General features: G+C 27.2%; 25 protein-coding genes. 11 read left to right on the forward strand and 14 right to left on the reverse strand.

From position 1 onward, the window contains the following. Positions 1-2 precede the first annotated feature (2 nt). The 5 genes from BDU_RS00860 to mnmE form a co-directional block, all read right to left on the reverse strand. Positions 3-884 carry a DUF58 domain-containing protein gene (locus tag BDU_RS00860; RefSeq protein WP_014696066.1) on the reverse strand — a complete coding sequence of 294 codons (882 nt, stop codon included), beginning with the start codon at positions 882-884 and terminating at the stop codon, positions 3-5. Between the two features lie 13 nt (positions 885-897). Continuing rightward, complete coding sequence (locus BDU_RS00865; protein WP_012537943.1) at positions 898-1,890, reverse strand: AAA family ATPase; 993 nt, start codon at positions 1,888-1,890, stop codon at positions 898-900. A 69-nt stretch (positions 1,891-1,959) separates the two neighbouring features. Beyond that, positions 1,960-2,592 carry a 16S rRNA (guanine(527)-N(7))-methyltransferase RsmG gene (gene rsmG / locus BDU_RS00870; RefSeq protein ID WP_012537944.1) on the reverse strand — a complete coding sequence of 211 codons (633 nt, stop codon included), beginning with the start codon at positions 2,590-2,592 and terminating at the stop codon, positions 1,960-1,962. After that, the gene (mnmG, locus tag BDU_RS00875) at positions 2,589-4,451 is read right to left on the reverse strand and encodes a tRNA uridine-5-carboxymethylaminomethyl(34) synthesis enzyme MnmG (RefSeq protein WP_041177685.1); all 1,863 of its coding nucleotides are present in this window, start codon (positions 4,449-4,451) and stop codon (positions 2,589-2,591) included. The genes rsmG and mnmG overlap by 4 nt, the downstream gene beginning before the upstream one ends. Before the next feature lie 2 nt (positions 4,452-4,453). Continuing rightward, a complete protein-coding gene (mnmE, locus tag BDU_RS00880) occupies positions 4,454-5,848 on the reverse strand; it encodes a tRNA uridine-5-carboxymethylaminomethyl(34) synthesis GTPase MnmE (protein ID WP_012537946.1) in 1,395 nt (464 codons plus the stop codon). A 138-nt stretch (positions 5,849-5,986) separates the two neighbouring features. On the opposite strand from mnmE, the gene BDU_RS00885 reads away from it, so the two are divergent. Genes BDU_RS00885 through csrA form a run of 5 tightly spaced genes read left to right on the forward strand, consistent with a single transcriptional unit; the run spans position 5,987 to position 10,294 of the window. Then, on the forward strand, positions 5,987-6,481 hold the full coding sequence (locus BDU_RS00885; protein ID WP_012537947.1) for a hypothetical protein: 495 nt from the start codon (positions 5,987-5,989) through the stop codon (positions 6,479-6,481). Between the two features lie 18 nt (positions 6,482-6,499). Beyond that, a complete protein-coding gene (gene flgK / locus BDU_RS00890) occupies positions 6,500-8,383 on the forward strand; it encodes a flagellar hook-associated protein FlgK (RefSeq protein ID WP_012537948.1) in 1,884 nt (627 codons plus the stop codon). Between the two features lie 3 nt (positions 8,384-8,386). Beyond that, positions 8,387-9,661, forward strand: coding sequence for a flagellar hook-associated protein 3 (locus BDU_RS00895; RefSeq protein WP_012537949.1), 1,275 nt, complete (start codon positions 8,387-8,389; stop codon positions 9,659-9,661). A 1-nt stretch (position 9,662) separates the two neighbouring features. Next, positions 9,663-10,055 carry a flagellar assembly protein FliW gene (fliW, locus tag BDU_RS00900; protein WP_012537950.1) on the forward strand — a complete coding sequence of 131 codons (393 nt, stop codon included), beginning with the start codon at positions 9,663-9,665 and terminating at the stop codon, positions 10,053-10,055. Positions 10,056-10,057: 2 nt separating this feature from the next. After that, positions 10,058-10,294 (forward strand): carbon storage regulator CsrA, encoded by a 237-nt coding sequence (gene csrA, locus BDU_RS00905; protein ID WP_012537951.1) that lies wholly within the window; start codon positions 10,058-10,060, stop codon positions 10,292-10,294. On the opposite strand, the gene tsaB is transcribed toward csrA, so the two are convergent. The 6 genes from tsaB to infC form a co-directional block, all read right to left on the reverse strand. Next, positions 10,279-10,944, reverse strand: coding sequence for a tRNA (adenosine(37)-N6)-threonylcarbamoyltransferase complex dimerization subunit type 1 TsaB (tsaB, locus tag BDU_RS00910; protein WP_041177767.1), 666 nt, complete (start codon positions 10,942-10,944; stop codon positions 10,279-10,281). The genes csrA and tsaB overlap by 16 nt on opposite strands. Then, the gene (gene tsaE / locus BDU_RS00915; protein WP_012537953.1) at positions 10,922-11,350 is read right to left on the reverse strand and encodes a tRNA (adenosine(37)-N6)-threonylcarbamoyltransferase complex ATPase subunit type 1 TsaE; all 429 of its coding nucleotides are present in this window, start codon (positions 11,348-11,350) and stop codon (positions 10,922-10,924) included. The genes tsaB and tsaE overlap by 23 nt, the downstream gene beginning before the upstream one ends. Next, entirely contained in the window at positions 11,347-11,607 is a 261-nt protein-coding gene (locus tag BDU_RS00920; protein WP_038366737.1) for a hypothetical protein, read from the reverse strand. Before BDU_RS00920 ends, tsaE begins: the two co-directional genes overlap by 4 nt. Positions 11,608-11,810: 203 nt before the next feature. Beyond that, positions 11,811-12,158, reverse strand: a complete 348-nt coding sequence (rplT, locus tag BDU_RS00925; RefSeq protein ID WP_012537955.1) for a 50S ribosomal protein L20 — start codon at positions 12,156-12,158, stop codon at positions 11,811-11,813. A gap of 20 nt (positions 12,159-12,178) precedes the next feature. Then, positions 12,179-12,376 (reverse strand): 50S ribosomal protein L35, encoded by a 198-nt coding sequence (rpmI, locus tag BDU_RS00930; RefSeq protein ID WP_012537956.1) that lies wholly within the window; start codon positions 12,374-12,376, stop codon positions 12,179-12,181. 22 nt (positions 12,377-12,398) lie between these two features. After that, positions 12,399-12,959 (reverse strand): translation initiation factor IF-3, encoded by a 561-nt coding sequence (gene infC / locus BDU_RS00935; RefSeq protein ID WP_012537957.1) that lies wholly within the window; start codon positions 12,957-12,959, stop codon positions 12,399-12,401. Positions 12,960-13,136: 177 nt separating this feature from the next. Here infC and BDU_RS07675 point away from each other — a divergent pair, with 177 nt between their 5' ends. Continuing rightward, positions 13,137-13,799, forward strand: a complete 663-nt coding sequence (locus BDU_RS07675; protein WP_012537958.1) for a hypothetical protein — start codon at positions 13,137-13,139, stop codon at positions 13,797-13,799. Further along, on the forward strand, positions 13,799-14,545 hold the full coding sequence (locus BDU_RS00940) for a hypothetical protein (protein WP_012537959.1): 747 nt from the start codon (positions 13,799-13,801) through the stop codon (positions 14,543-14,545). Before BDU_RS07675 ends, BDU_RS00940 begins: the two co-directional genes overlap by 1 nt. Before the next feature lie 93 nt (positions 14,546-14,638). On the opposite strand, the gene BDU_RS00945 is transcribed toward BDU_RS00940, so the two are convergent. Together BDU_RS00945 and BDU_RS00950 are read right to left on the reverse strand one after the other, a co-directional pair. After that, positions 14,639-15,436: a TatD family hydrolase gene (locus BDU_RS00945; protein ID WP_012537960.1), complete on the reverse strand. Its 798-nt coding sequence runs from the start codon at positions 15,434-15,436 to the stop codon at positions 14,639-14,641. Further along, on the reverse strand, positions 15,433-16,575 hold the full coding sequence (locus BDU_RS00950; RefSeq protein ID WP_012537961.1) for a tetratricopeptide repeat protein: 1,143 nt from the start codon (positions 16,573-16,575) through the stop codon (positions 15,433-15,435). Before BDU_RS00950 ends, BDU_RS00945 begins: the two co-directional genes overlap by 4 nt. Positions 16,576-16,879: 304 nt before the next feature. Between BDU_RS00950 and prfA the strand changes: the two genes are divergently transcribed. The 4 genes from prfA to BDU_RS00970 are packed head-to-tail and all read left to right on the forward strand — an operon-like array spanning position 16,880 to position 23,017. Beyond that, complete coding sequence (gene prfA / locus BDU_RS00955; protein ID WP_038366069.1) at positions 16,880-17,953, forward strand: peptide chain release factor 1; 1,074 nt, start codon at positions 16,880-16,882, stop codon at positions 17,951-17,953. Between the two features lie 10 nt (positions 17,954-17,963). Then, on the forward strand, positions 17,964-18,797 hold the full coding sequence (prmC, locus tag BDU_RS00960; RefSeq protein WP_012537963.1) for a peptide chain release factor N(5)-glutamine methyltransferase: 834 nt from the start codon (positions 17,964-17,966) through the stop codon (positions 18,795-18,797). Beyond that, positions 18,781-20,784 (forward strand): RelA/SpoT family protein, encoded by a 2,004-nt coding sequence (locus BDU_RS00965; RefSeq protein ID WP_012537964.1) that lies wholly within the window; start codon positions 18,781-18,783, stop codon positions 20,782-20,784. Before prmC ends, BDU_RS00965 begins: the two co-directional genes overlap by 17 nt. Then, the gene (locus BDU_RS00970; protein ID WP_012537965.1) at positions 20,774-23,017 is read left to right on the forward strand and encodes a ligand-binding sensor domain-containing protein; all 2,244 of its coding nucleotides are present in this window, start codon (positions 20,774-20,776) and stop codon (positions 23,015-23,017) included. Before BDU_RS00965 ends, BDU_RS00970 begins: the two co-directional genes overlap by 11 nt. Here BDU_RS00970 and BDU_RS00975 read toward each other — a convergent pair. Next, a complete protein-coding gene (locus BDU_RS00975) occupies positions 23,014-24,108 on the reverse strand; it encodes a D-alanine--D-alanine ligase (RefSeq protein ID WP_012537966.1) in 1,095 nt (364 codons plus the stop codon). The two genes, BDU_RS00970 and BDU_RS00975, sit on opposite strands and share 4 nt — an antisense overlap. Positions 24,109-24,111 lie beyond the last annotated feature (3 nt).

Consider the following 24,111-nt stretch of genomic DNA (forward strand, 5'->3'; position numbering starts at 1 on the left):
TTTCAAATACCATTCTCCTTTTTCAAAAGCACCTTTAATTTTTTAAAAACATCATCTCTTGTGTCAATTTCTATAAAATTAATATTCCTTTTTATGCATTCTTTCCGCCATTTTATTTTATCTAATGTCCAATAATTCTTATAACTATTTAATATCTTCTTACTAAACCCTGAAACTAAAAAATCCTCACGTGTTTCAATATCTTCATAGGTTAAAACTCCATATTGAGGAAGATTCTCATCAAAAAAATCTGTAAGTCTTATCGCAATAATATTATGACGTTTACTGAGAACTGTTAAAGATTTAAAATAATCGCTGGCTTTAAAATCTGAAATGATAATAATTAAAGATCTTTTCTTATAATACTCTGCTGTATTTTTAAATACATATGTTAAATTACTGCCCCTCTTTAACTGTCTATTAATTGTCTCATTTAAAATTAATCCTAAATGCGAATATCCCTTTCTAGATGAAATAAATTTATCTGTTTTGCTAGAAAAAAAAGTCATACCTATTTTATCATTATTAAAAAATGCCATATGAGCAAAGATAGAAACCAATAAATCCTGTATTTCTTTTTTACTTGTTATACTTCCCAAACTCATAGAAAGAGAATTATCAACAAGTAAATGTAAATTTATTCCCTTATCTTCTCTAAAAACCTTTGAAAATATATTATCTGTTTTCGAACTAACGTTCCAATCAATCAATCTAGCATCATCTGTTTCTTCATATGGTCTAAACTCATGAAATTCAAGACCAAGACCTTTAAAAATAGAACGATATCCACCAAAATTAAGCTCTAAGAGCATTTTTCTAGAAAAAAATTTTAAAGCCTTTATTTTCGTTTTAGTACTAGCACTTGATTCACTACTATATTGCATATCCAATTAAATCCTAAGGAAGAGCAACCGCTGAGAGAAGTATCTTAATAATATCATCAGTATTCATTTCTTCAACTTCTGCCTCATAAGAAGGAGTAATTCTATGCCTTAATACATTATAAGCTACAGCCTTCACATCTTCTGGAAGAACAAACAAACGTCCCTCATAAAGAGCATTAACACGAGCACACTTTAGCAAACTCAGTGAAGCTCTGGGAGATGCTCCAAATTCAATATACTTAGTAAATGGATAGGTTTTTTTATCATTTTCACGAGAAGCTGCTATTAAGGTCACAATATAAAGCATTATTTTATCATCTACCTTCACCTTACCAATTATCCTTCTAAGATCTGCTAAAGAATAAGCATTCATTATTTTTGCAACTTTAATATTTTCAAGTCCACCATCAACTGAAAATATTTTAAGAAGCTTAATTTCATCTTGAATAGATGGATATTTCACATTCACCTTCAATAAAAATCTATCAAGTTGCGCTTCTGGTAAATTATAAGTTCCTTCCTGCTCAATTGGATTTTGTGTTGCAAGAACAAAAAACGGATCGGGTAACTTATGTGTCTCATCACCAAGAGTTACTTGACGTTCACTCATTGCCTCAAGAAGTGCAGATTGAACTTTCGCAGGAGCCCTATTAATTTCATCTGCTAAGACAATATTTGAAAATATTGGACCCTTTCTAACTTTAAAAGTTCCCGTAGTACTCTTATATATCATATTACCCGTAAGATCAGAAGGCAAAAGATCTGGAGTAAATTGTACTCTTTTAAATTCAAGATCAAGAACGTCTGAAACTGTCTGAATAGTCAATGTCTTAGCAAGTCCCGGCACACCTTCAAGTAAAACATGACCTTCTGTCAAGATTCCCATCAAAATAGCATCAACCATTTCTCGCTGCCCAAGAATTCTACTTGCAACTTCCCTTCTAAATTTATTTATTAAACTTAATGCATTCTCTACTTCAGAATCTATTTGAAAACTATTTTTCATACCACTCCTATCGTACTAAATTTCCTTGCTACAAAAAACAAAATATAAACTAAAAACCTAGAAATAAAATTAACATTTATAATCATAAAGTAAAAGGAAATATCTCTCTTTATCAGAAATCAATTCTGATGATTTTATTTCTACTTTATCAAATAAATTTTTAACATAACTCATTTCAAATTCAACCTTATCAAATTTCCCTTTATAAGCCATAATTAAACCACCAGATTTCAAAATTGAGCCTAAAATATTTGCATATTTTCTTATATCTCCAAAAGCCCTGATTGTAATAAATTCATATTTATTTTGTTCCTCCTCAACATTATGCTCTAAAACCTCCACATTCTCTAAACCAAGTTCCAAACTAATCATTTTTAAAAAAATGGCTTTTTTATTACTACGCTCAAGAAGAACATATTTTCTACAACGATCAAAAAGGGCTAAAACAATTCCTGGAAACCCAGCTCCACTGCCAACATCAAGTACTTGTCGTGGATTTTTATCTTTAACAATAGGCAATCCAGAAACAGAATCTAAAGCATGTAAAAGCATTGCATCAAAGTTGCGAACATTATTTGACACCAAATTAAACCTATCACTAAATAATAAAACTTTCTCTATATAAAATCTCAATTTATCAATATTTTCTGAAGTAAAATTCACTTTCAAATTTTTCAAAGCAAATTTAAAATTAGTCATCATAAATCTAAATTAAGTACTACTTTATTTTTAGGGTTTGAAAAATATATAAGCAAAACTTGAATATCAGTATTCCTAACCCCAGAAACCCTACTTGCCTGAGCAAGATTAGCTGGTTGAATTTTAACAAATTTTTCTCTAGCCTCTCTAGAGAGACCATCAATCTCATAATTAAAATCAAGTGGCAATTTAATAAGTTCAAGATTATTCATTTTTCTAATCAAATCTTTTTGCCTATTAATGTAGCCTTCATATTTAATGTCTAATTCAACTTGTTCAAGAATTACTTTTGAAGCATTTAACTTAGGATCAATATTAACAAGATCCTTTAAATTAATATATGGATCTTTCACAATATGATAAAAATCTTTATTAATATGCCTTTTTAATTCAAAACTACTAGCCTCTTTCTCTTTAAGACGTCTATGCCTCAAAAGTTCTTTAATTTCCTCAATTTGCTTTTCCTTAAAAAAATACCTAGAATATTTCTCCTCACTAACCAATCCAACTTCATACCCCCATTTAATCAATCTTTTATCACTAGTATCATGCCTCAAATTAAGTCTATGTTCAGCTCTTGAAGTAAACATTCGATAAGGCTCTTTTGTACCCTTAGTAACAAGATCGTCAATTAAAACACCAATATAAGAACTAGTCCTTGGCAGTATCATTGGATCTTTTTTTTGTAATTTAAGTGCTGCATTAATTCCGGCCATCAAACCTTGAGCTGCAGCTTCTTCATATCCAGATGATCCATTAGTTTGTCCTGCAACAAAAAGTCCTTCAACCCTTTTAGTCTCAAGGCTTGCATATAATTCAATGGGATTAATATAATCATACTCAACAGCATATCCTGGTCTTGTAATTACTGCATCCTCAAGTCCATCAATGCTATTAATTAATCTCTTTTGAACATCCTCAGGTAAAGATGAACTTAAACCATTAAGATACATCTCTTGGGTATTAATCCCCTCAGGCTCAATAAAAATTTGATGCTTATCTTTATCTTTAAATTTAACAATTTTATCTTCAATAGAAGGACAATATCTTGGACCATTCCCAACAATTTCCCCAGAATAAAGTGGAGAGAGATGCATATTTTCACTAATTATCTCATGAGTCTTTTTATTAGTATAAGTAACATAACAAGAAAGTTGAGTCTTATCTATTTTAGTATTTGAAAAAGAAAAAGGAATGATATCAGAATCTCCAAACTGAATTTCTGTTTTTGCAAAATTAATACTTCTCCTATGAACCCTTGCAGGAGTACCTGTCTTAAGTCTACCCATTTCAAATCCAAGTTCAAGCAAAATTTTCTCAAGACCAAAAGCAGCTGGCTCAGAAATCCTTCCCATATAAGCCTTGTATTCACCTATGAATATTTTACCTCTAAGAAAAGTTCCCGTTGTAAGCACTACAACACGCGATGTAAATTTATTACCCCTTTCTGTAACGACACCTTCAATCTTATTTTTCATAGGATTAAGTAAAAAATCACTAACAGTATCTTGAAAAAGTTCAAGATTATTCTGCATCTCTAATGTTTCCTTTGCTTTAATCTGATATACTAATTTATCAGCTTGTGCACGAGGTGCTTGTACAGCAGGACCCTTACTTTTATTTAAAATACGAAATTGAATCATACTAAAATCAATTAAACATCCCATCTCTCCACCAAGAGCATCAATTTCCCTCACCATATTTCCCTTAGCAAGCCCACCAATAGCAGGATTACAAGATAGTTTACCTACTGTATCTAAATTTTGAGTAATCAAAATTGTTTTAAAATTTAATCTTGCAAGAGCCAGAGATGCTTCAATACCAGCATGCCCTCCTCCAATAACAATAGCATCAAAATCCATACCTATTTTCCTAAACAAAAATTCTTAAACATATTGTCAAGCACATCATCACTAGTAACCTCACCCGTTATTTCCCCTAAAACATTAACCACTTCGTAAACATCAAATGCCAACATATCATAACTTATATTTTGTTCTATTTTGCTTAACAACTCAATAATTAAAGCATAAGCCCTCTTTAAAAGTTCTGCCTGACGAGTTGATGATATTACAACATCATAATCACTAGTCTTCATATAATCAACAGCTATCAATGACCTTATCCTATCATAAAGGGAATTTATACCAAATAAAGTTTTAGTACTAATCTTTACTGTGTTTAATGAAACTACATTATTAGAATTAAAAAATTCAACTGTTTGATTATTTTGCTCTAAATCCACTTTATTTAAAACAAAAAGCACTCTAGAATCTTCCTTATAAGCATCAATAAACTTCAAATCATCATCCGTTAATTTGCCACTTAAATCAACAACATAAAAAATCAAAGATGCTTCCTTAATCAAAGAATTACTTCTCACTATACCCAACTGTTCAACAAAATCACTAGTTTCTCTAAGCCCTGCTGTATCAAATACGTTAAACAAAATACCATCAAATTCAAAACTTGCTTGAATATAATCTCGTGTAGTACCAGCATAAGAAGACACGATAGCCCTATCTTCTTTTAATAACAAATTAAAAAGAGAAGATTTACCAACATTAACAGAACCAGCCAACACTAATGTAACACCATTCTCCAATTTTCTTGCAGTATCATAAGAATCAATTAGCCTTTCAAGTTCAGATTTACTTTTTAAAATAATATCAACAGGAATAACAACTTCATTATCATCTGTCTCATAATCAAGATAAACACTAATGGCTGAAAGAAAATTTAAAATATCTTTTTTAATCAAATCTATCTTATCAAACAAAGAACCTGAAAGTTTATTAACAGCAAGAGCATGTACTTGCCTAGTCTTAGCAGAAATTAATTCATTTATAGCCTCTGCTTTAGTAAGATCAAGTTTCCCTGCCAAGAAAGAACGAAGGGTAAATTCACCAGGCTCAGCCATTCGAAAACCTACTTTCAAAAAAAAGTCTATAATTCTCCTTATACCAATAAGAGAACCATGAGCCATCACTTCTATTGAATCCTGACCTGTAAAACTTTTTGGCGCTCTATAAAGACAAACAACAACTTCATCCAATTTTTCTTTAGTTTCGTTATCTAGAATATATCCATAATGAATAGTGTGCCCAGATGCCTCAAGCAATTTACTCGGATCTGAGAACATTTTAGAAAATTTTTCAATTGCAGAAACTCCACTACTACGAATTACACATAAAGCACTACTAAAAAAAGGTGTAGCAAGTGCAACAATATCATCTTCTTTCTGAAAAAGCCTGCTCATAGATTATAGAAATTATAACATAGCATAAATAACAAAAATCAAAAAATAAAATAAAAAACAAAAGTACAAAATAATAAAAACAACAATATTGCAAATTTGTAAATATCATAAATTTCACTTATAATTTACTTTAAAGAAATGGAAATTAAATTAGAAACTGAACTAAAAAACACATTAGAAGAAGAAACCTTGTTAATAGAAAAAATATATGGCATGTATTTAAATATAAAAAAATATCTTGATGAAAAAAATGCAATGATGTTGAAAGAATCAATAGACAAAACAAATATTTACCTACAAGAATTTAAAGATGTAGAACAAAAGAGAGATAAAATTTGGAAAGAATTTACACAAAATGAACAATTTGAATCAACTTACATGGCCATAGAAAAATTATGCTCAACTTATAAAAAAGAAATACATAATTACTTTCATAGATTGAAAATAGGAACATTAAATATCCAAAATTTAAATCATCTAATATCAAGTTATGTAGAAACATCCCTTGATATGTTAGACTCAATCTTTCAAGATGCTCAAGAGACTGTAGATAATATCACTTATAAAAACCCCTATGGACCAAAAAACGGAACGCCAAATGAAGCATCCGTATTAATAAACAAAAAACTTTAAATAATCAAGGAGTGTAAAATGGATTCAACATTTTCAGGAATAGAAATTGGGAAAAAAAGTTTATTTGCACACAAAGATGCTATGAACACAGTTGGACATAATTTAACTAATGCAACAAAGCCAGGATACTCAAGGCAAAGAATTATAATGAAAACCGAAATGCCAATATATGCTCCTCAATTAAATAGAGCAAATAAAGCTGGGCAATTAGGACAAGGAATAATGGTTCAATCTATAGAACGAATAAGAGACGAATTATTGGACATAAAAATAGCCGAAGAATCACATCACCTTGGATATTGGAACTTAAAAGATAGATTTATTTCTCTGCTAGAAAATGTATATAACGAACCAGAAGAACAATCAATGAGAAAAAGATTAAACGATTTTTGGGCAAGTTGGCAGGATTTATCAAAACAACCACAAGGATTAGCAGAAAGAAATATTATATTAGAACGTGGACAAGCTTTTGTAGAAGTAGTAACAAGCAGATTTCATTCTCTTGAACGAATATACACAATGGCAAATGACGAAATCAAAATAACTACTGAAGAGATTAATAATTATCTCAGAAATATCAGTGATCTCAATAAACAAATAGCAAAAGCAATCGCAATGAAAGATCATCCAAATGATTTAATGGATGAACGAGATTTAATAATTGATAAACTAAGCAATTTAATTAGTATCTCCATAGAAAACAAAAGGGATCCTAATGAATTTTTAATTCATATGGAAGGAAAACATCTAATTCAAGGTACAATAGCAAACGAACTTATATTAGAAGCAGCAAATGGTCCCACAAAGACAAAATGGAACATTTTGTGGAATAATCGAGAAACTGCCAATATCAATACAGGAAAACTAGGAGCTCTTATTAATATAAGGGATAATGAAATTAAAAATGAAATTAATGAATTAGACAATATAGCAATCAATATTGCAGAACTTGTAAATGAAGTTCATATATCAGGATATGGCCTTGACAAACAAAATGGAAGAATCTTCTTTGAACAAGAATACAAATTAACTGACGATCGTGGAAGATATGATAGCAATGGAGATGGACAATTTGATTCTGTTCATATATTTAAAGTAAATAGTACAAATGAAATTTCCCCAAAAGAAAAATTAGGATTTGCAGGAATACTCAGATTTCAAGCAATAAATAAAAATGATTTTATAGAAATACCATATAATGCAACAGATACTGTTAAAGATGTAATAGATAAAATAAACAATTCCGATGCACAAGTCACTGCAAGAATTAATGAAAACAAAAAATTTGAAATTAAGGCAGTTAAAGAAGAAGATAAAGACAGTACCATTTTTAGAATTAAACATATTGAAGATTCTGGATTATTCTTAACAAATTATACGGGTATATTAAATGCATCAGGAATTGAAGGTGCTTATAACTATCAAAACATTAATACCACTGACCAATTAACAAACACAACTAGATATTCAATATCTCCTCTAAAAAATCCATCAGCATGGATTAGAATATCTAAAATAATTACAGAAGATCCATCAAAAATTGCATCGGGTATTAAAACCCCAACAAATAATACTCCTATTGGTGACAATAAAGTAGCATTACGTATTGCATCTTTTGTTAATTCACAAATCATGGTTGAGAAAAACTCAACACTCAACGACTATTTTGTAAATACAGCTTCAAATATTGCAATAAAAGGACAAATTGCAGAAGTTACAAAAAATAGTCAAGAACAAATACTTAAAAATTTAACCGATTTAAGATTATCAATATCTGGTGTAAATAAAGATGAAGAATTAGCAAATATGATAGAATTTCAACAATCATTTATTGCTGCAAGTAAATTCATCAATGTTTCTGCAGAATTAATAGACACAATAATAAACAAAATGGGAGTATAATATATGATTAACAGAGTAAGTCATCCTTTAACATATGATAACTTAAAATCATCTTCAAGAAACAAAGAAGTAAAAATAACAAAACTTTTAGAAAGTTTATACCAAGGTGGCAAACGAATTACAAACCTGAGAAACGATCCAACCGGTGTCACTCATTCAATAAGATTAGACAGTAACATATTTAAACTTAATACCTATTCTCATAATATCAACAATGCTAGGGGCAAATTAAGATACGTAGAAGGATACTTGCAATCCCTATCTAATATTTTAACCCGAGCAAAAGAAATAGCTATTAAAGGAGCAAATGGTACATATGGCACTGATGATAAAAAAATAATAGCAAAAGAAATAAATGCAATACTTGAAGATGTCCTTGCAATAGCAAATGCAAAAGGAGCAGACGGATATAGCATGTTTGCAGGAACGAAAGTCGATGCTGAAGCATTCAAAGCAACTAGAGCAAAGAAAATTAATAAATTAACCCAAGATAGAGCAGAAACTCAAATAATAAAAATAGACTATAATGGAAATCAATCAGAACAAACAACCGAAATATGTAATGGAATTTATATCTCAACAAACTACCCTGGAAGTGAGCTATTTTTTTCACAAAATCAATATATAACATCATCAAAAAATGTTGATAATTTCGTTGTACAAGAAAACACAAAAATTTATATTGATAATGTTGAAATAGTATTAACAGCAGGAGATACTGCTGCTGACATTATCGCCAAAATCAATGAATCATCTGCTCCAGTGGAAGCCTCTCTTGACAATATATTAAATTCAATAATAATTAACACAACAACACCTCATCAAATGTGGATAACAGAAGAAGAAGGGTCAACAGTACTAACAGATCTTGGTATTTTAAATCAAAATAACGATTCCAAAGAACCCCCTTACAACGTAGCAAACAACGCTGAGATTAGAAATAGAACAATTTTTGATAGTTTAATCGACCTAAGAGATAATTTAGAAGAAAATAGAGAAGGACTTATAGGAAGTAGAAATTTAGCAGAAATCGATGAAAGTTTAAGTAAAATTTTATCAACATTAGCTGATCTTGGGACTAAAGAAAACAGACTTGAATTAAGTTATGCAAGACTTAGCAAAGAAATAATGGATATGAAAGATGATATGGTACAATATACCGATCTTGATGTTACAAAAGCAATCACAGATCTTAACATGACAAGTCTTGCTTATCAAGTATCTTTAGGAGTTTCTGCAAGAATAATGCAAACAACATTATTAGATTTCTTAAAATAAAATGAAAAACAAATTTAGTATAAAAGTTAAATTTCCTGAAGGAATATTGGGATTTGAAGATATTAAAGAATTTATAATTAAAGACTCTGCACATAAGCCATTCTCTATAATGCAATCAATAAATGGAGAAATAAATTTTTTAGTAACATCCCCATTTAACTTTTTAGAAAAATATTTGCCAAACATAGAAAACAAGGATTGGTTAGACATCCAAGCAGAAAATGAAAACGAAAAGGTAATACTATGTATCATCAACATGCATGTAAAGAATTATAAAGAAATAACTGCAAACCTCAAAGCTCCAATTATATTAAATAAAAAAAAATTAATTGGAAAACAAGCCATCTCTACTAATGAAGAACATTATCTTAGATATAGAGTCTTTAAGGAATAAATATGTTAGTACTATCAAGAAAAGCAAATGAAAGCATTAAAATAGACTCTAATATCGAAATTTCAATATTAGAAATAAAAAAAGATAGTGTAAAAATAGCAATAAAAGCCCCAGAAAACATTAAAATACTTAGATCTGAAATCTACGATATCATTAAGGAAGAAAATAAAAAATCAATATTACAAGATAAAAATAATATACATAAAATTAAAAAATTATTTGATTATTTTAGCAAATAAAAATTAATTTCAGCATCACTAGGTCTTACATAACAAGGTCCTGATAAAATATCATCACCCTGTCTACTCTTGAGGTACTTTGCCTTACCAAGATCAGTCAAAACTGCACCAAAAGCACGCATATCATCAATAACTCTAAACCTACTTTTAAATTTTTCATAAATAAAATCAATGTCATTACCCACAATAACAAATTTACAGTCAAGTTCATTCAAATATTTCAACAAGTCTATTTCAGAAAAACAAACAATATTACCACACAATTTAAAATCTCTATAATGCCCAAGAAAATATCTACCTGCAGTAAAACTTAAAACTAGAATATCCGACTCTGTATGAAACAATCTTACACAAACATCAAAGGTAGGAATATTAACAAAAGGAATTGAAAGTCCTAAGGAAAGACCCTTAATAAAACTTAAACTAATTCTTAACCCTGTAAAAGAACCAGGCCCAGAAGAATTAATAAGTAAATCAAGATTACCAAGATCAATATTTTTATCTAATATAAAATCATTAAATAATTTGGACACATTAAGAACATTATTGACTTCATTCCTTTTCATAATAAGAAACAAAATTTCTTCATTAATTTGAAAATAAATCAATAAATTTTTATATGAATATTCAATCGCAAGAGTATTCATTATCAAATTCCAAAATCCTACTATCATCTTTAATTTTAAATTTTAAAAATCTCAATCTATCTTTAGGTAAAATATCAACAACCATATCTGGCCATTCAATAGCTATTATAGATGACATATCCAATAAAAGTTCCATTCCACCAATAAGCTCAAATTCATCTAAAAGATGTAAACGATACAAATCAATATGATAAAATCTAAAATTTGCAAATTCATAAACATTAATAATGTTATAAGTCGGACTTACAAAACAAGAAATCCCAAGATTTAAAGCCAAACCTTTTAAAAAAGTCGTCTTCCCAACACCTATCTCACCATAAAGAGCAAATATTTTACCAATAGGTAAAGGATTAAAAAAAGACTTAGAAAAAGTTATCATCTCATCTTCTCTTTTAAAAGATAATATCAAGGAAGTTCACCTTTTGTATTAAGTTCAATGACATGCCTTTTAATTGCAACCATTAAACTTAAAACAGGATAATTGAGAGGCTCCAAAAACTCAATAGTAACATGTTTCTCATTTAAAGGTGTTACTTCTATTATAAATTTTACATGTTTAACTTCCTTAAGACCATTATATTCATAAAAAGCATCAGCAAAATACACACTTCTATAATATATGTGACTACATTCTTTTTTTATATTAGCAAGAGAAATGAATTTCACAATACCAGCCCTTTTAAATAAATCCCAAGAAGCCAACATAGAAATATTTTATTTAGCGCTATTTTCAAAGATGGGATTTTCATTCTTAACTTTTAGTGTGCTCTATAGCAACTATCCGTAAAAAAATACTTAAACCCCCCAAATTTAGTGAGATGTCGCAAAAAATAACTCTAATCCCTATAATTAAACTTCCCAGGAAACTATTAATTTTTTATTTCATAAACAATTTTTTTAAAACTTTCAATATCTTCAATTGCCAAATTAGATAAGATTTTTCTATTAAGCTTAATATTAAGTTTTCGCAAACCCTCAAAAAATCTTGAATAATTTATTCCCATACCCGTCAAAGCAGCAGAAATTCTTACAATCCACAAACTTCTTAAATCTCTTTTACGAGTCTTTCTATCTCTTGTAGCATACATCATACCCTTACGAAGAGTATCTTTAGCTTTCTTATAATTACTTTTTTTAGTACCCCAAAAACCTTTGGTTTTCTTTAAAATTCTTTTTCGTCTTGCAACATGAACTATTCCATTTTTCACTCTAGCCATATAAGCTCCTCAAACAACATTTAAACATAAGGCAATAAGGTTTTAATTCTCTTAACTTCAACATTTGAAACCAAACCTGACTTACCTAAATTGCGCTTTCTCTTTGCAGATTTCTTTGTTAAAATATGTCTTAAATTTTGCTTTTTATATTTAACTTTACCCTTTGAAGTAAAAGCATATCTTTTTCTTGCACTTTTGCATGTCTTCATTTTTGGCATTTATACTACATCTCCTTATCAATTACTTCCTAGATTTAGGTGCAATAATTAAGAACATTGTCTTCCCTTCCATCTTAGCTGGCGATTCTAAAACATAATTAGAATCACCTACGCGTTCAAGAATGCTCTCTAAAATCCCATATCCTAAATGAGTATGAGCAAGTTCTCGTCCTCTAAATCTTATAGTAACTTTTACCTTATTTCCTTCTTTGAGGAATCCTAAAATATTTTTATACTTAAAATCAAGATCATGAGTATCTATTTTGGGTTGCATCCTAACTTCTTTAAGTTTAATTATTTTCTGATTTTTTCTTTGCTCTTTTTGACGCTTTTCCTGATGAAACTTGTACTTTCCATAATCAATTATTTTACAAACAGGAGGCAATGCATTTGGCGAAATTTCAACCAAATCAAGCTCAACATCTCTAGCACATTTAATAGCATCTTCAATTGGCAAAACAGATTGAGTACCATCATTAAAAATAACTCTAACTTCACGAGCCTTAATTCTATGATTAATTCTCAATTCTTTATCACCTGACCTCGATCTATCTCTATCCTTACCGGAATTTCTATTTATCATCTAAAAATACATACTCCTCAAACAGTATTAATCAATAACTAATTTTAATATACCTTCCATAAAAAGTAAATTCGAACACAGATCTATTAAATACAATAACAAAAGAATTACCACAAAATTCTAAAAAATACAAATTCAATTGATTAATAAATAATTTAAAAGTAAAATCTACTTATTATGAATGTATTTTTAATCGTAAGTTTACCTTTGGTCCTTAAAATATACATGCAAATAAAACATCCTCAATTAAAATTGATAAAACAAACCTACACATATGCAATGTCAATATTGCTTGCAGCAACTATTTTTTCTTTATTATATCTGATAGAAGAATTCATACTATATAAAAATTTGCTCATAAACTATCAAACAAAATTTGACTTAATATATTCAATATTCATTAAAGAACAAATTTACTACTATATCTTTCCATTATTCATATTCACATTTTTCTTCACATTAAACCCAAATTCATTATTAAGAAACAATCCAATATTTTTAATATATTTTGCATTTGGACTTGTTTTTTCTAAAAATATTTCTCTCCTCATAACAAACAGCAAAGTTTTTGGTACATACGAATATATTAAAATACCATTGATACATATGTTAGAACTAATATTCACAGCAATTATATGTGAAAAAGGAATACGACTACATTTAACACAAAATATAAATGGGTATCAAGCAATTTTTATTCCTATCTTAACCCTAGAAATAATTATCACACTTTTAAAAGTATTTATTTTAATTAACCAACAAATATACTCTCTAGCTATATCACTAATATTATTAGGAATAACAATCTTAAACAAAAAAGCTATTGGAAGTATAAAATAATGTTACATAAAATAAATATTTTACTTATCACAATAATCTTAATCTCATATCTCAGCTGCACAAAAGATAAAATTACAGACAAAGATTTTAGCTATGTCATAATTTTTTCAAATGCAACAGAATATTTTTTTAAAATCAAAAATACCCCATTTATCCAAGAAAATATACTATTTATAAATGAAAAAGATATCGAAAATATTAAGGAAAAACTAAACGATATCGAAAAAATACTACTTACACATAAGCTAAATAACGAAATACTAAATACTGAACAAATAAAAAACAAAACCTTCTATCTCTCAGAAATTAAATTCTCATTAAAAAAAGCAATAAATTCTATATTTAATGATCCTTCAATAGATCTAACAACTTCATTAATCATAAGAGATCATACAATAAATCAAGAAGATTCCAAATATTTAGAAAAAATTGCACAAGATCATAATATAAATATTACTACCATAGACGATAAAAATATTTCTCACATAAAAAACTTAATTACCCCAAAAATAACAAAAGCAATCATATTTTCAATGAGAAACAACCACATTTTTTTAAAAAAATTATCAGAATCATCATTATTTAAACAAATAGAATTCATATTGATTGGCAATATAAAACAAGACATAAAAGAAGTGAATGTAAAATACATAATCAGCATTAATATACCCAATTTAATTGAAATAATAAAAAATATCAACAAAAATTTTCAATATGAATTTAATATTTATAAAACAACAAAATAAATTTAACAATAAATGAATTTTAAATCAAAATAAAATAATAATTACAAATTTAACAATAAAAAATTTTATAATAATAATAAAAGAAAATTATTCTTAAATCAAATCTTTAAATAAATCCTTAAAATTATTATAAAAAGTAGATACAATTTTTTCTATATCACAATTTTTAATTTTAGCAATCTCAATACATGTATATCCCAAAAAAAGTGGAGTATTAATCTTGCCTCTCAAAGGAACTGGTGCTAAAAACGGACTATCTGTCTCAATTAAAATATCTTCAATATTTAACTTCTTTAAAACCATTCTTAAAAGATCTGAATTTTTGAAAGTTAAATTACCTGCAAAAGATACCTTAAATCCAAGATCAATGAATTTTTTAGCATAATCATAAGTACCAGAATAACAATGCAATATTCCTCTATGCATAAAATTAGACGATTTAACAATATTATAAATATCATCATAAGCTTCTCTCACATGCAAGATAACAGGCTTTTGATATTTACTAGCTAAATCTAACTGAATCCCTAAAACCTCAATTTGTTCATTTTTATTATTTGCCTTAAGGTAATCAAGTCCAACTTCACCAATAGCAATAACATTTTCTGTCATTAAAATCTTTTCAATCAATTCAAAATCACTATTTGAAGCTTTATTTAAAGGATGAATTCCAACTGTTAATGCAATATTAGAATAAGTATCTAAAAGTTGTTTCCTTTCATAAAAATCACTAGGATGAAGTCCAATATCAATAAAATAAGAAAAGCCACTTTTAAAACATTCACTAATAACATAATGAATGTCTACAGAATGTTTCTTCATTTCATTAAAATGAACATGAGTATCTATTAATTTTTCTAAAAAAATAGCTCTATTAAAATCAACTTTCATGCATCCATCTTTTTTTTAAGATTAGTAATATAGTCAATAATGGTAACATTCTTCATGCCAAGTTGCAAGAAACTCGATAAAATATCAATAGCATCTTCAATCTGACCTAAAGCTTCATAACATTCAGCAACATTTACATACAATATTGAATTTTTAGGATTAGTTTTTATTAAATTCTTAATAGCTATCAATGCTTCTTCATATTGCCCCTGTTCTTTTTGAAGTAATGCAAGACCAAGTATAGCAAACATATCAAAATCAACATCAAGTGCTTTCTTATAATAAATTTGTGCATTTTCATAATCTTTCAAATATCTATATGTATCCCCCACCCTTGTTAAAACTAAATTATTTTTTGGATCTCTATCTATGATTGTAAGCCAATATTTTAAAGCCTCAGCATACTCTTTGCTTCCTCTATAGCAATCAGCAAGTCCAAAAATAGCATAAAAGTTATTTGGAGAAATTTCCAAAGCTCTCTTAAAAAAATAAATGCCTTTACCAAATTCTTTCAATTTTCTATAACAATTTCCAATTGAAGTTAATACACGAACATCTATCTTAACTTGATTTATTTCATACATCTTAAGCCAATATTTCAAAGCTTCTTTATATTCTTTAAAGTCATAATACAAATGTCCAATACCCACAAGTGCATAATCATTATCAGGTACAAGCTCTAAGACTCTTAAATATGATTGTCTTGATTTTTGAAAATTTTTTAATTTTCTATAAGAAGACGCAACTCTTGTAAGAACCGTAATATTTTCAGAATCATATTTTAAATATTCTTCCCATACGTCTGTGGCCTTCTTATAATCTCCCAAACTTCTATAACAATCTCCCAACCCAAAAAGAGCATAATTATTATTTGAATGTTTGGCAAGGCATTTTTGATAATAAATTATAGCTTTATCAAAGTTACGCTTCTTTCTTTCAATGTCTCCAAGTCCAACAAGAGCATAATTATTATCATCATCCTTTTGTAAGATATCATTAAACAATGATTCTGCTTCAAAAAGTCTCTCTTCCTTTATTAACTGATAACCTCTTTTGGATTTTTCAGTAACATCAAGAAGCTCTTTATCAGAATTTTGCGAGATATCTTCAAAATCATCTAAAAGTTTATTGTCTAACATAAATAACCCCTTCTTAACTGGTTTATTAAAGACATAACATATTTCATATATACTACTACTTAAAAAACATATAACTTATTTACTATATAAACATACCAAGACATTTAATAAAATAAATCTTTAACATCCAATCTCAATAAACATATTATATAAAAAATTAAAAAAATATACTTAATTTTTTATGGTTAAACTTATTTATCAAAATTGTACCTAGAGAACCTATTAGATAAAATTTATAAATCAATATATTAAAAAAATTCAAAATTAGGATAAAATATTTACTACTTGATTAGGAGAAATGAAAATGTTTTTAGAAAAATTAAATCCCATTGAAAGCAAAATTAAAATACTCGAAGAAAAATTACAAGACGTAAATTTAATTAAAAATCAAAAAGAATATTCAAAAATAATAAAAGAATATAATTATCTAGAAAAAATCAAGGAAAAGAAAGATGAATATCAACACATACTAAATCAAATTAATGAAAATCAAAAAATTTTATCTGAAGAAGATAATTTAGAAATGAAAGATTTAATTAAGCAAGAAATAGCTCACTTATATTCTAAAAAAGATGAGATAGAAAATACAATTAAAATATTACTACTACATCAAGATGAAAATGACGATAAAAATATTATTATAGAAATCAGAGCTGGAACAGGAGGAGAAGAAGCTGCTCTTTTTGCACATAATCTTTATGAAATGTATACAAAATATTCTGAAAAGAAAAAGTGGAAAACAGAACTTATTAATTTTAACGAAACAGAACTTGGTGGATTTAAAGAAGTAAGTTTTGAAATAAAAGGCAAAGATGTATTTAAAAAATTAAAACATGAAAGTGGAGTACATAGAGTGCAAAGAATACCCATAACAGAATCTAATGGCAAACTTCAAACTTCAGCAGCAACCGTTGCCGTACTACCTGAGGTTGAAGACACAGATATAGAAATTAATGACAAAGACTTAAGAATAGATGTCTACAGATCTTCTGGAGCTGGTGGTCAACATGTCAATACAACAGATTCTGCTGTTAGAATCACACATTTACCTACAGGAATTGTGGCACAATGTCAAAATGAAAGAAGTCAGCATAAAAATAAAGAACAGGCTATGAAAATTTTAAGAGCCAGACTTTATGAATTGGAAAACCTAAAGAAACAAGAACAACGTTCAAATGATAGAAAACAACAAGTGGGCTCGGGTGACAGATCCGAAAGAATTAGAACTTACAATTTTCCACAAAATAGAGTAACAGATCATAGGGCAAATATTAGTCTTTATAAACTAGAAGAAATTATGCAAGGAGAACTTGACTCCCTTCTAAATACATTAGCACTTAAATTTCAAGAACAATCACTAAAAAATAGTCAGTTATAATTTTATTTTAATGACAATACAAGAAGTAATAAAAAATGCAAAAAAATATAATTTAAGCACTATTGAAATTCTACTACTACTTGAAAAAATACTAAATATTAATAAAGAACTAATCTTTGCAAATACAAATAAAAATCTAACACAACAAGAAGAATATAAATTATTTTCTCAAATAAAAAACATAAAATCAGGAATCCCAATACACTATATACTTGGAACAAAAGAATTTATGGGAATCAAATTCTATATAAACAAACACGTACTAATTCCTAGAGATGATACAGAATGTTTAGTAGAAGAAGCCTTGATTCAAATAAAAAAAAACAATTTAAGTAAAATTCTAGATTTATGTTGTGGAAGTGGATGTATTGGATTAACAATTGCATATTATCTTAAACAAAAAGTAACACTAGCCGATATTTCGGCGCAAGCTTTAAAAGTATCATTAAAAAATACACAAAGACTAAATCTAACAAATCATATAGAAATAAAACGTTCAAATCTGTTAAAATACATAGGTAAAAAGTTTGAGCTAATAATAACTAATCCTCCTTACTTAACTAAAGATGAACTTAGAATAAAGGAAAAATTAGCAAAAGAACCAAGAATAGCACTCTTAGGATTTGGACAAGATGGACTTAAAATTGCAAAAAAAATAATCAAACAGGCAAAATACAAATTAACTAAAAATGGACTCTTAATATTAGAAATGGCTCCGTGGCAAAAAAAATCTCTAGAAAAGTTTGCAATACAAGAAGGTTTCACATCTTTAAAAACTATATATGATATTGAAAATAGAGAAAGAGCATTACTTTTAAGGATAAAACATGATACAAGTCTATGAAATTGCATACTTACTTAAAATAAATGATATTGATAAATTAAAAAATATTTTCAAAAAAACTGTAGATAATACTTATCAAGATGACATTCAAAAAAAATTAATATTTAAATCTCTTGAAATATCAGAGCAATTACACTACGGACAATATAGAGAGAGCAAAGAACCATATGTAATTCACCCAATAATGGTTGCACTATTTCTTATAAAATTTCAGTTGGATTTTAAAACAATAATAGCTGGTTTATTACATGATGTTTTAGAAGACACAAGTGTTCAAAAAGAAGAAATCATTAAAGAATTTGATCAAGAAGTTTTCAGTTTAATTGATGGGGTAACCAAAATTCATGATTTGCACAATAAAACAAGAGCAATCAAAGAAGCAAATACAATCTCAAAAATGTTTTTTGCAATGACTCATGACATTAGAATAATAATAATAAAACTTGCAGATAAATTACATAACATGGCAACGCTTTCTCACTTACCTAAAAATCGAAGAGAAAGAATTGCAAGAGATTGTCTTGCAACTTACGTACCAATTGCAGAAAGACTTGGTATCTCATCTCTTAAAATATATCTTGAAGATTTATCATTAAAATATCTTTATCCAAAAGAATATAAAGAAATAAAAAATTTTTTATCCGCAACAAAAATAGAAAGAGAAAAAAAATTATATAAAGGAAAATTAATAATAGAAAAAGAACTCAAAAAAATTGGAATTGACGTCACAATCACAGTGCGTTCAAAACATTTTTACTCAATATTTAGAAAAATGAAAACAAGAAATAACAATATTTCTCAAATTTTTGATACTTTGGGAATAAGAATAATTTGCAAGAAACAAAAAGAATGTTACGAAATACTAGAAATCGTACATAAAGTTTGGAAACCAATACCTGGAAGACTTAAAGACTATATAGCCATTCCTAAAGAAAATAAATATCAATCTCTACATACAACTGTCAGAATACCTGAAGATAATCAATTAATCGAAATACAAATTAGAACAGAAGAAATGGATAAAATTGCAAAATATGGTGTTGCTGCCCACTGGCTTTATAAAGAACAAGTTGAATTAAAAGCTGATGATATATCATTTATCAATCGAATTAAAAAATGGCAACAAGAATCGGCCAATAAAAATCAATACTCAATGCACGATATACATAAGGAACTTCTAAATACATTTATATATGTCTATACACCAGAAGGAGAAATAGTCGAACTTCCATTTGGTTCAAACTCAATTGACTTTGCATATACAATACATACAGATATTGGGGATCAAGCACTTTATGCAAAAATCAATGGCAAAATTAGTTCATTAACCAAACCATTAAAAAACGAACAAATTGTTGAAATATTCACATCTGAAGAAGCAAAACCTGATGTAATTTGGTTAAATAGCGTTAGAACAAAAAAAGCACGTTCAAAAATTAGATCTTGGCTTAACAAAAATGACAATACAATATTTGTAGACAATAACATAATTGCATATTTGATTGGAGAAAATAAAGAACAAAAAAGACTATTTAGTCTATTTAAATCTCTAACAAAATCTAAACTCAAAAGCATTACAACAGCTTCTGATTGTAACCCATTAACAGGTGAAGATATTATTGGTTTAATACAAAAAGATACAATCGTGGTTCATAAAGAAAATTGTAAAGAAATCACATATCAGAAAAAAAACCATCTGGTAGAAGTAGAATGGGAAGCAACACCAACAAGGAAAGTGTATCATATTATAATATTTTTAAAAAATTTAAAAGATCTCTTTAATTACCTAGATAATCTCTTTACAACATTTGATGTAAGACTTATTAGTGAAAAAATAGAAGACTGTGGAAATGGACACGGAATAATAAATATTATAATATTATCAAACCATAAAAATGTATCAATGATTTTTAATTCACTTAAAGAAAATCCTAATGTACTTCAAATAATGCAAGTGGAAGAAGACATAAAAAACTATGACAATTAAGATACTATTCTTAATTTTAATAAATATATCCATTTTACATAAAACAATAAACGCAGATGAAAGAAAACAATATAACGAACAAATAATAACACATATTACAAAAATCAATATGCTAAATAAATCTTTAGATAAAATAGAAAGAATAAAAAACACGTATAATTATATAAAAAAATACTTTATAGAAAATCACATTCAATATAAAGAACATTCACTCCAAGAAATTGGATTTATTGGATACTCACATAAAGCAATTCACACAAAAATAAAAGGAAAAGAAAAAACCATTTATAACATAATTATACCAATAGAAACACAATACAAGTTAAAAAATAATCTAGCAATTGCCATTGCTATTACATTAATAAATAATTTCAAGAACAAAGAAATTAAAAACAGCATAAATATCTATTTTATAGAAGATGATTCACATAAACAAATATCAACAATAAATAGCAGATTATTATTAAACAGTAATACTTTTGAAAAAGATATAAATACAATATATTTAATGTTAAATGAAAATAAAAGAAACAACTTAATAGAATTTAAAAATCAATCAAATATAATAAACTCAAAAACAAATTTAAGTTTTTTAAAAAACTTCATAAAAACATTTGAAAATAATAAAGTAAATTTCAGCGTATCAAAAATAACAAATAAAAATATTAACGAAATATATAATTTATATCTAAAAGAAAAAATTCCAATTTTAATCATAAGCAACAATAGAGAACATTCTCTTTTAAAATATATAAAAGAAAATAATCCTTATGATATTTATAAAGCAATAGAAGAAACAATTAAAACTGAAAACAATATTCAAAATGAAGATACACTACACTATGTTATTATCAACACTATATTTAAAAAATGGATTATAAATGAAATTACACTTATCATAGCGATATATGCCACTTATAACTTTATTATATTAATAATGATTATAAGATTCAAAAAAACCAGCATCATACTAAGAAAAACAAAAGAAAATTATCATAAAATTATAAAACTATTTTCTATATTGTTCCTAAGCTCATATCTTTCTATACTATTTACAAATAAAATGCTATTTGCATACGAAAATATTATAGATTATGATATTATAAATCCAGTATATTTAGTAAATTTTTTTCTAACCTTATTTAACTTCAATCTAATATCCTACTTTGCATACAATTATAAAATACATCTAAACTTAAAAGAACTTAAATACTTAGCAATATCAACTTCCATAGTTGAGTTTATCATAGTGTTATATATCAAAATAGAATTTATTTTAATAACTATACTCAAGAATATATTAATACTAATGATTCCTAATAAAATAAAAATCTTAAAAAAATTAATAATAATATTCATTTGGGTAATAAATCTTATATTAATAACATCAATACAAACAACTTTAATGATATCAAGACCTATTGAACTAAGCTATTTTATAGCAATATCACTATTCTCAGCAATACTCGCCAATATTGTAGAACATTTAAAACACAAAACTACAACAATAAAACAAGAATTTCAAAAATCAGAAAAGATCGAATTTATAATTCTTCTCTTAATAATTGCCATCATCATAATTTCATACGACATAGAAAAAATTGCAACAATAAAAATATCCCAAACAATAAGCTTCCCAGAACATAAAAATGAAATTAATGTCAAATACTTACAAGACAACAAAAATACAATTCAACTCTCAATAAAAGATCTCAATTTAAAATTAGATAAAAATCAAACACAAATAAAAAAGGAAACCAAAATACAAGAAAAATTAATAGACGTATCTTTTCAAAAAATAGACGCAGCAGAGCGATCGATTTATACAATTAAAATCACCACAACAAAAATTGCAGAACAAATTCATTTGTACCTAGAAAATGCATCTGAACTCATTGTATATCAAAGTAATACACCATACAAAATAGTATCTAACAATATAATATTCACAGCAAATAATATCAAAAGCAATATAACAAACATAACCTTCACAATTAAGTGCAAAGAAGACATTAAATATAATGCTTTTGCCTACTTTGATACTAATAAAAATGAAGTCAAAATATACGATCAAAAAACAAAAAAAGAAATAAAAAATATCAATATAGATTATTCATACACAATCAAACATTCAGGAATACTTCCAAAATCATCAAAACAAGATTTAGACCCCTTTTTTAAACTTCAAAATGATAAAGAAATTGAAAAATTAAAAAATTTAAATTTAAACTAACTCTCTAACCTAGTAAAATCAATTTTATCCTTACGCTTTTTATAACTCTCAAAAGCCAAAGTGATTAATTTATCAACCAAACTCTCATAACTAAGACCATCATGTTCACACATTTTAGCAAACATAGAAATATCTGTAAAACCTGGAATTGTATTTACTTCATTAACATAGAGTAAATTGGTATCTTTTGATATCAAAAAATCAATCCTTGCCATGCCTCTAAGTTCCAAATATTTATAAGTTAAAAATGCATATTCTTTAATATCTAATAAATGTTTCATATCAAGATGAGCAGGGATATTAAACACAATTGAATCTCCAGGAACAGTAGAATACTTAGCATCATAATCATAAAATATAAAATCCTGCACAACAATTTCACCGGGTGTAAATATTTTAATCTGATCATTTCCAATAACAGCACATTCAATTTCTCTTGCTTTAATAAATTTTTCTACAACAACTGTCAAATCATATTCAAAAGCTTCTTCAATATATTTTTCAATCTGAGAAACATTATATGCAACATTAATTCCAATTGAAGAACCTAATACAGAAGGCTTCACAATTACAGGATAATTTAATTTATTATTTATATCCTCTTTTATTCCCTCTTTATTTAAAATATAATCATCCTTTTTAAATCCAATAAAAGACACTACAGGAATATTAAAACTTTTAAGCAAAACCTTACAGAAATATTTATTAATAGAAATAGCACTTCCTAAAATACCAGCACCAACACAAGGAATATCCATCATCTTTACAAATCCCTGAATAGCACCATCCTCACCTGTTCTTCCATGAATAATAGGAAATATAACATCTATCTCAAGAGATTTATTATTTACAAATATCCCACAACCAGGAATAAAATTAACAATAGAAGTAGTATGTCTTTTAATCAATTCAGCGCTACTGGGAACAGAATCTAACAAATACCAAATTCCAGTAACTTTATCAACAAAAACCGAAAATACATTATACTTATCAAGTTTCAAAAGAGATGAATAAATCCCATAAGCAGATCTAAGAGAAATTTCATGTTCAAAAGAAACTCCTCCAAATATTAACATAAGATTTTTTTTCATAAC

Source organism: Borrelia duttonii Ly, assembly GCF_000019685.1.
Classification (GTDB): Bacteria; Spirochaetota; Spirochaetia; order Borreliales; family Borreliaceae; genus Borrelia; species Borrelia duttonii.